The 12,258-nt window shown below is 48.4% G+C and carries 9 protein-coding genes; 7 read left to right on the top strand and 2 right to left on the bottom strand.

The window, feature by feature from the left end; genetic code table 11:
• Positions 1-14: 14 nt before the first annotated feature.
• From O59_RS10560 to O59_RS10550, 3 genes are read left to right on the top strand one after another with little or no spacing between them, the layout of a single operon-like run.
• Positions 15-1,163: a 4-phosphoerythronate dehydrogenase gene (locus O59_RS10560; RefSeq protein WP_007642437.1), complete on the top strand. Its 1,149-nt coding sequence runs from the start codon at positions 15-17 to the stop codon at positions 1,161-1,163.
• Positions 1,156-2,295 (top strand): ATP-NAD kinase family protein, encoded by a 1,140-nt coding sequence (locus O59_RS10555; RefSeq protein WP_007642436.1) that lies wholly within the window; start codon positions 1,156-1,158, stop codon positions 2,293-2,295. Before O59_RS10560 ends, O59_RS10555 begins: the two co-directional genes overlap by 8 nt.
• Positions 2,295-3,218 carry a class I SAM-dependent methyltransferase gene (locus O59_RS10550; RefSeq protein WP_007642435.1) on the top strand — a complete coding sequence of 308 codons (924 nt, stop codon included), beginning with the start codon at positions 2,295-2,297 and terminating at the stop codon, positions 3,216-3,218. Before O59_RS10555 ends, O59_RS10550 begins: the two co-directional genes overlap by 1 nt.
• 63 nt (positions 3,219-3,281) lie before the next feature.
• Here the strand turns inward: O59_RS10550 and O59_RS10545 are convergent, their stop codons facing one another.
• Positions 3,282-4,496 (bottom strand): pyridoxal phosphate-dependent aminotransferase, encoded by a 1,215-nt coding sequence (locus O59_RS10545; protein ID WP_007642433.1) that lies wholly within the window; start codon positions 4,494-4,496, stop codon positions 3,282-3,284.
• Positions 4,497-4,592: 96 nt separating this feature from the next.
• On the opposite strand from O59_RS10545, the gene msrB reads away from it, so the two are divergent.
• The 4 genes from msrB to O59_RS10525 all read left to right on the top strand — a co-directional run bounded on the left by msrB (position 4,593) and on the right by O59_RS10525 (position 10,368).
• Positions 4,593-4,994, top strand: a complete 402-nt coding sequence (gene msrB / locus O59_RS10540; RefSeq protein WP_007642428.1) for a peptide-methionine (R)-S-oxide reductase MsrB — start codon at positions 4,593-4,595, stop codon at positions 4,992-4,994.
• A gap of 336 nt (positions 4,995-5,330) precedes the next feature.
• Positions 5,331-6,383, top strand: coding sequence for an efflux RND transporter periplasmic adaptor subunit (locus O59_RS10535; protein WP_232283076.1), 1,053 nt, complete (start codon positions 5,331-5,333; stop codon positions 6,381-6,383).
• Between the two features lie 11 nt (positions 6,384-6,394).
• Entirely contained in the window at positions 6,395-9,511 is a 3,117-nt protein-coding gene (locus O59_RS10530; protein WP_007642426.1) for an efflux RND transporter permease subunit, read from the top strand.
• Positions 9,512-9,675: 164 nt separating this feature from the next.
• The gene (locus O59_RS10525) at positions 9,676-10,368 is read left to right on the top strand and encodes a LamG domain-containing protein (protein WP_157152548.1); all 693 of its coding nucleotides are present in this window, start codon (positions 9,676-9,678) and stop codon (positions 10,366-10,368) included.
• A 78-nt stretch (positions 10,369-10,446) separates the two neighbouring features.
• Here O59_RS10525 and O59_RS10520 read toward each other — a convergent pair whose 3' ends face one another.
• On the bottom strand, positions 10,447-12,174 hold the full coding sequence (locus tag O59_RS10520) for a proline--tRNA ligase (RefSeq protein ID WP_007642424.1): 1,728 nt from the start codon (positions 12,172-12,174) through the stop codon (positions 10,447-10,449).
• Positions 12,175-12,258 lie beyond the last annotated feature (84 nt).

Here is a 12,258-nt window from a genome sequence, read left to right as displayed (position 1 = left end):
ATAAGTGAGTTCTTATGAAAATAGTTGCGGATGAAAATATCCCACTGGTTGATGCGTTTTTTAGTCCCTTGGGGGAGGTGGTTCGGTTGCCGGGGCGCACTATGTGTGCGGCAGACGTTAAAGATGCAGATGCGTTAATAGTTCGCTCTGTAACCAAAGTAAATTCAGCTCTGCTAGCGAGCAGCAAAATTTCATTTGTTGGTACTTGCACTATCGGTGTGGATCATTTGGATCAGCAATATTTTGCTGAGCAATCCATTGCATGGTCGAGTGCACCGGGCTGCAATGCCAACTCGGTAGTTGAGTATGTTTATGCTGCCTTGTGTCATTTAAATATCAATTGGTTGCCCGTGACTTTCGGCATTATTGGCTGCGGTAACGTAGGCGGGTTGCTGTATAAACGCCTTAAAGCGCAGGGCGTTCAAGTGCGTTGTTATGACCCCAACCTCAGCCTTGCACAAAACCCTGACCTCACCAGCCTGGAGGCGGTGCTGGCATGTGATGTGATTAGTATGCACACACCGTTGGTAACTAGCGGCTCTCATCCGAGTTTTCATTTGTTGGGTCGCACGGAATTGTTGCAACTAAAACCCGGGGCGGTGTTAATTAATTGCGGGCGCGGTCCGGTGATAGATAACCAAGCCTTGTTGGATGTATTAAATGAGCGTGACGATTTAAATGTTGTGCTGGATGTGTGGGAGCCCGAGCCGGATATTTCACTGGAGTTGCTCGACAGAGTTTTGCTCGGTAGCCCACACATCGCTGGTTATAGTTACGATGGAAAATTAAACGGCACAGAAATGATTTATCAGGCGTTTTGTCAGCACATCGATAAAAAACCAGATGCTTCGCTCGCGCAATTAGTTCCGCCACTGGAAAATAATGTACTGACAGTTGATGAAGCACTGGTGCAACGTGGCGATATTTTTCAAATCGCCCAAGCTCTGATTAAACAGGTTTACGACATAGCGGCCGATGATGCTCGCCTGCGTGATCTTGCCCAACAAGCGCGTTGTGGCGAAGCAAATTTTGCCGAGGGTTTTGATGCTTTGCGTAAGCATTACCCCAAGCGCCGCGAGTTCCACAATTACCAGCTTGCCCTCAGTGGCATCAGTGCTGCCGATAAACAGTGGCTGCAAGTGTTAGGATTTAACTGTGTTTAAACTTGGTGTGATTATTAACCCCTACGCTGGTTTGGGCGGTAGTGTCGGTTTAAAGGGGTCCGATGGTGAGGCAATTCGCTCTGAAGCTTTGGCGCGCGGTGCCGAACAGCGTGCGCCAGCGCGTATGCAGCGCACCCTGGAAAGCATTAGTGAATTAAATCAGCAAATCGAAGTTATTTGTTTTGCGGGCGATATGGGTGAAGTTGCGGCAAAAAATGCCGGTTTTATTCCGCGTATTATCGGCGTCGCAAAAAATAACCCAAGTGAAGCGGAAGATACTTGCGCCGCTGCGCAGGCGCTGATGAATGAACAGGCAGATTTGATTTTGTTTGCCGGTGGCGATGGTACCGCACGTTTAATTGCCGATGTGGTGGGGATAGCCCAGCCAGTATTAGGGGTTCCCTCCGGGGTAAAAATGCACTCAGGTGTCTATGCAATTTCGCCTGAAGCCGCGGGGGAAATTCTTAAACAATTGTTGACTGGCAAGCTGGTCAATATTGCCGAGCGCGATGTAAAAGATATAGACGAGGAAGCGTTTCGCAACGGCCAGGTGCGCGCGCGTTTTTACGGCACTTTGTTGGTGCCGGAGGATTCACAGAATCTACAGCTAGTAAAAAATGCCGGAACCGAGCGCGATGAATTGGCGCAGCTGGATGTTGCCCAGGAAATGATCGATCAATTGCAGCCAGATACCCTGTATTTGGTTGGCCCAGGTTCAACTACCCATTTATTTTTGCAGGAGCTGGGGCTTGAGGGTAGTTTGCTGGGGGTAGATTTATTGCTTAATAATAAATTAATTGCGCTGGATGTCAGCGCACCACAAATAGTGCAGCAGCTCGACAACTTTACCGGCCAGGTAAAAATAATTATTACCGCGATTGGTGGTCAGGGGCATATTCTCGGACGTGGCAACCAGCAATTTACGCCCGCGATTGTGCGGCGCATCGGCAAAGACAATATTTACATTATTGCCGCGCGTGGAAAAATTCTGGCGCTCGATGGTCGCCCCTTGTTAGTAGATACCAATGATCCGCAGTTGGATAAACAGCTGGTAGGTTATTGGCCCGTGATTACCGGTTATCGCGATACGATTATCTACCCAGTGGGTTATACAACAGAAGGTGCAGGTTAATGCAAATTATTGTGGATCGCCTTGCACTGCTTGCAGAAAAAATTCGCACCGCAACAGATATAGATAGCCATCGCGTATTTCATGGCCGTGGCCGCTGTTATGCCGGGTTGGAATTTGTCACAGTGGATTATTTTCAACCTGTTATTTTAATAACTTTATTTGTTGCGCCACCTGTCGCCTGGTTGGAGCAATTCATTCTTCAAATTCAGCCGCTATTTAACAGTAAACACACGGTGCTGCTGGTCCAGCATCGCTATTTGCCACAAGCGCCCAGTGAACTTATATCGGGTGAGTTGCCCGAGGTGATTTATGCGCGTCGCCGTGGTTCGCTATTTAATTTGCATTTGGCGCAACAACAAAATAGCGGTTTTTTTCTGGATATGGAGCCGGGCAGGTTGTGGCTGGAACAATACGCCAGCAACCGACGTGTACTGAATTTGTTTGCCTATACCTGTGCCTTTTCTGTAGTGGCTATTGCGGCGGGTGCAGAAAAAGTCGTGAATGTGGATATGAGCAGCCCGGCATTAAATTTGGGGCGCGCCAACCACCAGTTAAATGGCTTGGCAAAAAATAAAAGTGAGTTTGTGGCGGAAAATATTCTTAAATCCTGGAGTCGGGTTAAAAAGCCCGGGCCTTATGATTTGGTGATTATTGATCCGCCCTCCTACCAAAAAGGTAGTTTTATAGCGGAAAAAGATTACGCGAAGGTGATTCGCCGCTTGCCGGAATTAATGCCTGAGGGTGGTTTGGTACTGGCTTGTTTAAATGCGCCGGAGTTGAGTGAGGGGTTTTTAAAGCAGCAGTTTAATGAGCAGTGCCCACAGGCGGTATTTATTGAACGGTTACAGCCCCATGCAGATTTCCCCGATGTTGACCCAGAGCAGCAACTGAAACTGCTGATTTATAAAATTCCCACTGCGTAAACTGCAGCCATAAAAAAAACCAGCGCGCAGCTGGTTTTTTTATGGCTGCGATTTTACTGTCAATTATTGCGAGTAGCGCGACAGGAAATCGCCAAAACGATGGATGGCTTTGGTCAGGTCATCTTCACGCGGCAGGAACACTATGCGGAAGTGATCGCGATTGGGCCAGTTAAAGGCCGTGCCTTGTACGAGTAATACTTTTTCCTGAATCAAAAAGTCCAACACCATCTGTTGGTCGTCTTTGATTTTGTACATATCCAAATCAATTTTTGGAAAGAGGTACATGGCGCCGCGTGGTTTTACGCAAGATACGCCGGGAATATCGGCCAGCGCATTCATCGCTGCATCGCGCTGATCGCGCAAACGACCGCCGGGCACAATTAATTCATTGATGCTTTGGTAGCCGCCCAGCGCGGTTTGCACAGCGTACATAGCTGGCACGTTAGCGCACAAGCGCATGGATGCCAGCATTTCCAAGCCTTCAATATAACTGCGGGCGCGGTGTTTAGCGCCGCTGATCACCATCCAGCCGGAGCGGAATCCGGCCAGGCGATAGGCTTTGGACAGGCCGTTAAAGGTGACGCAGAGTACGTCCTGCGCCAGCCTGCCCATAGGGATAAACTCGGCGTCGTCGTAAAGAATTTTGCTGTAAATTTCGTCGGCAAAAATAATCAGGTTGTGGCGGCGCGCCAGTTCTACAATCGCTTCCAGCACCGCTTGGCTATAGACCGAGCCGGTGGGGTTGTTGGGGTTAATCACCACAATACCGCGGGTTTTATCGGTAATTTTGCTCTCGATATCAGCGAGGTCGGGGAACCAGTCGGATTGTTCATCGCACAAGTAGTGACGTGCTTTGCCGCCCGCAAGATTTACGGCGGCAGTCCAGAGAGGGTAGTCGGGCGCGGGCACCAGAATTTCATCGCCGTTGTTAAGCAATGCCTGCATGGCCATCACAATTAATTCACTTGCGCCATTGCCGAGGAAAATATCTTCAATTTCCACGCCCGGCACTTGAATGCGCTGGCACTCTTGCATAATCGCTTTGCGCGCGGCAAACAGGCCTTTGGAAGCGGTGTAACCCTCGGCGTTGGGCAGGTTGTAAATAACGTCCTGAATAATTTCGTCGGGCGCCGCGAAACCAAAGGGGGCGGGGTTGCCAATATTCAGTTTAAGAATGCGGTGGCCTTCTTCTTCAAGGCGGTAAGCGTGCTCCAGTACGGGGCCGCGAATGTCATAACAAACTCCATTGAGTTTGTCGGATTTCTTAATCGGGTTCATTTGCAGTAAGATGCCTTGGATGCGGTCGTGCGTGATTGCGGTGGAAAAACACCCAAATAATCGACCTTAACTAGTTGATCTGTCAAGGAAATCCTTATGGCTGATAACGAAAAATACAACGACGACCATTGGCGTGAAAAATTAACGCCGGAGCAGTATCGCATTTGCCGTGAAAAGGGCACCGAGCGCCCCTTTACTGGTGAGTATTGGCAGGAATTCAGCGCGGGCGATTATCGCTGCCGCTGCTGCGGTGAATTGCTGTTTGATGCAGGCACCAAGTTTGACGCCGGTTGCGGCTGGCCCAGTTTTTACGCACCGGTCAACAAGGTGGCGATTCGTGAATACTTGGATACCAGTCACGGTATGCATCGCACTGAAGTGGTTTGCCGTCATTGCGATTGTCATTTGGGGCATGTATTTACCGATGGGCCTGCACCTACCGGCTTGCGTTACTGTATTAATTCTGCGTCGATTTTTTTTGTGCCCAGCGCAGCGTAATTTATTGCCAGTGCCGCCCGGCACTGGCTTTGTTTTTTCTTCCACACCTTGGATTTTGTTGATTAATCGTCTCTAAGCGTCTGATTTTGTAAACAAATGTTAAATTTGTCTGTTCACCTTGTGCGCTTCACATCCTTTGTTCATCTTGCTACGTATCGGCATGTCACATTGCATTCAAACACTTACTTTACTGGGTGTCGCGACCATACTAATTAAACTTCTGCGATACCTTTTTCCGGGGAGAAATCTATGAGAATCCTTATGCCGTGCAGGACTCGCGGTGCTTTTTTAACTTCACTGTGCATGTCAATGACCTGCGTTGTGTGGAGTGCTTTTGTGCTCACTGCTAACGCCCAACCAGCGGCGAGCGCTGCGACGGAAGTGATTGTGCAAGCAGCAAGTACAGCGCAGCTCACGACCACAATTGAAGCGCTAGGTGATTTGCGTGCGAATGAAACAATTACTCTCACCTCCAATGAAACCAAAAAAATCACCCGTATTAATTTTGATGATGGTCAGCGTGTCGAGAAAGGGCAGATTTTGGTTGAAATGACCAGCCGCGAAGAGTCAGCGTTGCTTGAAGAAGCACGCTTCAATACCGATGAAGCCAAGAAGCAACTTGATCGTGTGCGCGAATTAGCCAAGCGTGGTGCTGCTTCGCAGTCAGAGCTTGATCAGCGCATCCGCGAATTTGAAGCAGCGCGTGCACGTTACAACGCAACCGAATCGCGCTTAAAAGATCTGGTTTTGCTTGCGCCGTTTTCTGGTGTGGTGGGCTTGCGACAAGTCAGTGTCGGTGCGCTGGTATCGCCAGGTAATATTATTACCACCCTGAACGATGACTCTAAAATGAAATTGGATTTCACTGTGCCAGCTATTTACCTGCGCAGTTTGGCCACCGGGTTACCCATTGTGGCGAAGAGCCGTGATTTGGGTAACAAGGAATTTCAAGGTGAGGTAGTCAGTATTGATAACCAGATTGATGAAGTGACTCGCGCCATCAAAGTGCGTGCACTATTGGACAATAAAAATCATGAATTGAAACAAGGCATGTTAATGCTGGTGGATTTAAAAGCGGCATCGCGTACAGCATTGATTATTTCTGAATCCGCTTTGGTGCCTTTGGCCAGCAACAATTTTGTATTCGTGTTGCAGGATGCAGAAAATGGTCCGGTGGTGGAGCGTCGCCAAATTACCATTGGTGAACGCTTGCCTGGCTCTGTGGAAGTGCTGAGTGGATTAAGTCCGGGCGAAAAAATTGTGACGCATGGTTTACAAAAAATTCGTCCGGGACAGAAAGTGCAAGTTCTTGCCGAAGAAAAACCTTTTGCGGAACAGACGGGGGAGGCATTACACCTGTCTGACTTAATTAAATCCAAAAATAACTGAGGGCCACCATCATGATGCTCTCGGATATTGCTATCAAGCGCCCGGTATTTGCCTCGGTGCTGTCAATTTTATTAATCGCGTTCGGCATAGTTGCCTTTGAGCGGCTGACCTTGCGCGAGTATCCCAATATCGATCCCCCTGTTGTATCTATTCGCACTAATTACCCCGGTGCTGCTGCCAATATTGTTGAAACCAGAGTAACCAAGGTTATTGAGGATCGTATTTCCGGTGTGGAAGGAATTCGCTACATAGAATCCTCCAGTGAAAATGGTGTTTCGAATATTGTGGTTCAGTTTGATACGGGCCATAACATGGATGCCGCCGCGAATGATATTCGCGATCGTGTAGCCCGTGCGTTGGGTAATTTGCCCGATGAGGCCGACCCACCCGAAGTGCAAAAAGTCAGCTCGGATGAAGACGTTATTCTCTGGTTTAATTTTGCCGGTGAAAATATGACTATGCCGGAGCTTTCTGATTACGCCCAGCGTTATTTGGTGGATCGTTTTTCAGTAATTGATGGTGTGGCGCGTGTACGTATTGGTGGTGAGCAGCGCTACGCCATGCGCATTTGGTTGGATCGCCGTGAATTGGCGGCGCGCAATCTTACCGTCAATGATGTGGAGGCCGCGCTGCGCGCTGAAAACGTCGAATTGCCGGCGGGTAGTATTGAATCCCTGGAGCGACAATTTACGGTGCGCATGGCACGCTCCTATCGCACCGTCGATGAATTCAGTCGCCTTGTGGTGCGGCGCGGTGAAGATGGTCACCTGACCCGTTTGGGGGATATTGCCAAAGTAGAAAAGGGCACCGAAGAAGATCGCAATTTATTTCGCGGCAACGGTGTAACCCAGGTCGGGATCGGCATTGTTAAACAATCTACTGCAAATACCATTGATGTGGCGCGCGGTGCAAAACTCGAGCGCGACAAGATTAATGCAATTTTACCTAAAGGCATGAGTCTGGAAGACAGTTATGACAGCTCGGTATTTGTAGAGCGCGCTATTCACGAGGTGTACATCACGCTCGCCATTGCGATTGGTTTGGTGGTGTTGGTTATCTATTTATTTTTAGGCAGTGTCCGTGCCATGTTAGTGCCTGCGGTTGCTGTACCTGTATCTATTATTGCTACCTTTACCGTGCTTGCTGCCTTGGATTTTTCAGTCAATATGTTCACGCTGCTTGCGTTGGTTTTAGCAATTGGATTAGTGGTAGATGATGCGATTGTGGTACTGGAAAATATAGTCCGGCATATTGAAGAGAAAGGCAAAACACCTCTGCTCGCGGCGGTTGATGGAACACGGGAGGTGGGTTTTGCGGTAATCGCTACCACACTGGTGTTGATTGCCATTTTTGTGCCCATTATTTTTCTTAAGGGCGATATAGGGCGATTGTTTTCCGAGTTTGCCATCACCATGGCCGCCGCAGTTGCCTTCTCATCGCTGATCGCACTTACTTTATCGCCGATGATGGCGTCCAAGGTACTCACCCGCAATGAAAACAAAAATAATCTGGTTGAGAAAATTAATCAGGGAATGTTGCGTTTGCGTTTGCGCTATCAGGATTCCATCCGTTTTTGTTTGCGCCATACCAAAGCAGTTATTGTTATTTTTGCACTGCTCATTTTGGCGATGTTTTATGTAATTAAAACTTTGCCATCTGAATATGCGCCGCGCGAAGACAGGGGAACTTTTTTTGTCATGGTGAATGGCCCGGAAGGTGCCAGTTATGCCTACATGGAAGAGTACATGACGGAGATTGAGAACCGCATGATGAAATATGTGGAGGCCGGTGAAATCAATCGCTTGATGGTTCGTGCACCACGGGGCTTTGGTGCCGTAGAAAGTTTTAACTCCGGCATGATCATTGCCGTTATGAATGATTGGAGCGAGCGGCGCGGTGCATTTGTGGTAATGGAGGAAATCCGGCAAAAGTTGGCAGATTTACCGGGCGTGACCGCGGCGCCGGTAATGCGACAGGGGTTTGGCTCGCAAGCGCAAAAACCGGTTCAGTTCGTGCTGGGTGGTGGTACTTATACCGAGTTGGCTCAGTGGCGCGATATTTTGCTGGAGAAGTTAGAGGAAAATAACCCCGGCTTAACCGCAATCGATTGGGACTACAAAGAAACCAAACCACAAATAGAAGTATTGATTGATACGAATCGTGCAGCGGATTTGGGAGTTAGTGTCAATAATATCGGGCGTACACTGGAGGCGATGTTGGGCTCGCGCCGAGCGACAACCTACATCGATGATGGCGAAGAGTACGATGTAATTATGCAAGGTGAACGCCATGAGCAGCGCACCACTACCAGTTTGCAAAATATGTATGTGCGCTCTGAACGCAGCGGGGAATTAATTCCCTTGGCAAATTTGGTCACGCTAAAAGAAGTTGCCGATGCCAGCCGTTTGAATCGTTATAACCGCATGCGCTCATTAACAATAGAGGCGAATCTGGCTGACAATCTCGCGTTGGGTGATGCCTTGGCTCATTTGAATGGTTTGGTGCGTGAGCATCTACCGGCAACTGCGGTGGTGGATTACAAAGGTTTATCGCGCGATTTTCAAACTGCAGGCAGCTCGGTAATGTTTATTTTCCTGCTCGGTATTTTAATTACCTTCCTGGTGCTGGCTGCCCAGTTTGAAAGTTATGTGCATCCTTTTGTAATTATGCTGACGGTGCCGCTGGCTATTTTGGGTGGCATGTTGGGGCTGTATGTTACTGGTTCCAGTCTTAATCTCTATTCACAAATCGGATTGTTAATGCTCGTGGGGCTCGCTGCTAAAAACGGTATTTTAATCGTTGAGTTCGTCAATCAGTTGCGCGACCGTGGCGTTGAATTTCATGATGCACTGCTCGAAGCATCATCAGCCCGTTTGCGTCCGATCCTAATGACCAGCTTAACTGCAGTTGCCGGTGCAATTCCTTTGGTTATTTCATCGGGAGCCGGTGCAGAAACGCGTTTTGTGATCGGCACGGTGGTGATCGCGGGGGTAATAGTTGCCACTGTTTTGACTTTGTTTTTGGTGCCTGTGGCTTACAGCTTGCTTGCGCGCAATACGGGGTCACCCGGTGATGTAGCTCGTCAGCTAGTTCAGGATCAGGCGCATTACAGTGGCGAAGACGATTAAATAGTTATTGCGTCAGGCGATAAGGGCGATATTGACTGGTCAGTATCGCCCTTATTCGTTAGTATCCACCTCACTATAAAAATGATTTATTTTCGGCAATTTCGTTAACCCTTTTTGTCAACTCCCTACCATGAGGAGCGGCAATGGTATTGCTGCAGATTGCTATGAAATTTTCTTTATTATTAACAATTCCCTGTGTTGCTTTTTTATTTGCCTGCACAAGTACAGTACCGTCAATTACACCCAATAATAATGTTGCCTTGTGGCAAGTGAATTCGCTAGAAACTATCGCCGGCGCAAAAGTAAGTATTTCTGGTGATCCTGAGTTAGTGAAAAGCGGGCAGGATCAGGTGGTGCGTTTTGATGGCGATGGTGATCGTTTATTGGTGGATGCCAATCCATTGGGTGACGCACAGGAATTTACCATTGAGATTTTTTTTAACCCCGCCGATGCTTATCCCAATAATCTGGAGCCGCGTTTTTTTCACATCGAAGCGGAGGATAAACCGAATCGTCGCATTACCATCGAGTTGCGTTTGAATGATAAAAAACAGTGGTATTTGGATGCCTATATTAAATCTGAAACTTCCCAGTTTACCTTGATAGACCCAAATAAGGTTCATCCAATAGGGCAGTGGGCTCATGCTGCAGTGACTTATAAAAATGGCGAATTTGTGTCTTACGTAAATGGAGTGCGTGAGCTAACCGGGCAGGTGGAATATTTACCCATTGCTGCGCATGCTAAAACCTCTATCGGTGCGCGCATGAATCAAGTGCATTGGTTTAATGGTGATATTGCCTGGGTGAAAATTACACCAGCAGCATTACCGCCAGAGGCATTCACGCTGACCAAATAGAGTTGCGACACCAAAAAAAGCCGCTGGTGCATTGCTGCAGCAGCGGCTTTTTTTAACGGAGAAAGTTCCAGCAAAAAATTACAGTTGGATTTTTGCTTTCAAGAACTCAACAATGTCTGTTGCTGGAATTTCTTGTTTTTCTGCGTCGCGACGGCCTTTGTATTCGATATTGCCCGCCTCCAAACCACGGTCGCCAATGACGATGCGATGGGGAATGCCCATCAAGTCGGTATCCGCCAACATTCCGCCCAGGCGCGCTTTTTCGTCGTCCATCAACAATACATCAAAACCAGCGTTAGTCAGTTGTGCATAAAGCTCTTCGCTTTTGTTAGCTACTGCGGCTGATTTGCTGATATTGATGGGCACTATGGCAATATGGAAAGGTGCAATTGCATCTGACCAAATGATCCCATTGTCATCGAAGTTTTGTTCGATGGCAGCTGCAACCACACGAGTTACACCAATACCGTAACATCCCATAATCATGGTTTGCTCTTTGCCATTTTCATCCAGTACTTTGGCTTTCATCGCTTCGGAATATTTAGTGCCGAGTTGGAATATGTGGCCCACTTCAATGCCGCGCTTAATTTCCAGTGTGCCCTTGCCGCAAGGGCTCGGGTCACCTGTGACGACATTGCGAATATCGGCAACCAATGGCGCTTTTTCATCGCGCTCCCAGTTTACGCCGGTGAGGTGGAAACCGTCTTTATTGGCGCCACAAACAAAATCGGCAAGGTGGGCAGCAGCGTGGTCAACAATTACTGGAATTTGTAAACCTACCGGTCCGATCGAGCCAATACCCACACCCAGTTCTTCTTTAATGCGACTTTCCGGTGCCAGCGTTAGTGGGGCCGCGATACCGGTTAATTTCTCTGCTTTGATCTCATTGAGTTCATGGTCACCGCGCAATACCAATGCTACCAATGGCTGGGTTTTATCGGCGCGTATTTCGCCTAATACAATGAGCGTTTTTACGGTTTGCTCGGGGCTGACCTTCAAGAATGCACACACTTCTTCGATGCTGTGTTTGCCGGGAGTCGCAACTTCCTGCAGCAGATGTTGCGGAGCAGGGCGTGTACCGGCTGGCGGCAGTGCTTCCGCTTTTTCAATGTTGGCAGCGTAGTCACTGGCATTGCTGAAGGCGATATCGTCTTCACCGCTGTCAGCCAGTACATGGAATTCGTGGGAAAAAGCACCGCCAATAGAGCCGGTATCGGCTAATACGGGGCGGAATTGCAAACCCAAGCGCGTGAAAATGCTGCAGTAGGTTGCATGCATCACATCGTAGGTTTGTTGCAGTGATTCAAAACTATTATGGAAAGAGTAGGCATCTTTCATAATAAATTCACGCGAGCGCATCACGCCAAAACGCGGGCGAATTTCATCGCGGAATTTGGTTTGAATTTGATAGAAATTAGCAGGCAACTGTTTGTAACTTTTTACTTCATTGCGAATTAAATCAGTGATGACCTCTTCATGGGTCGGGCCGAGGCAAAAGGGGCGGTCGTGACGATCGTTCATGCGCAGCAACTCGGGGCCATACTGCTGCCAACGACCTGATTCTTCCCACAGTTCCGCAGGTTGTACTACTGGCATCAAAACTTCCATAGCGCCGGATTTATTCATTTCTTCGCGGACGATTTTTTCAACCTTGCGCAGCACTCGCAGGCCCATCGGCAACCAGTTGTACAAACCGGATGCGGACTTGCGGATCATACCGGCACGCAACATCAATTTATGGCTGATGACTTCTGCATCTGAAGGGGTTTCTTTAAGAGTGGCAATTAAAAATCGACTGGAACGCATAGTTAAGGCTTCTTGATGGCTATAATGGGTTTCAAAGCTGCCTATTCTACGGTGGTTGATGGCATTGGTATAGCGCCCTGTGGC

Source organism: Cellvibrio sp. BR (genome assembly GCF_000263355.1).
Taxonomy (GTDB): Bacteria; Pseudomonadota; Gammaproteobacteria; order Pseudomonadales; family Cellvibrionaceae; genus Cellvibrio.
Note: the sequence above shows the minus strand (reverse complement) of the source record. Positions and strands in the feature narration are given on the sequence as shown.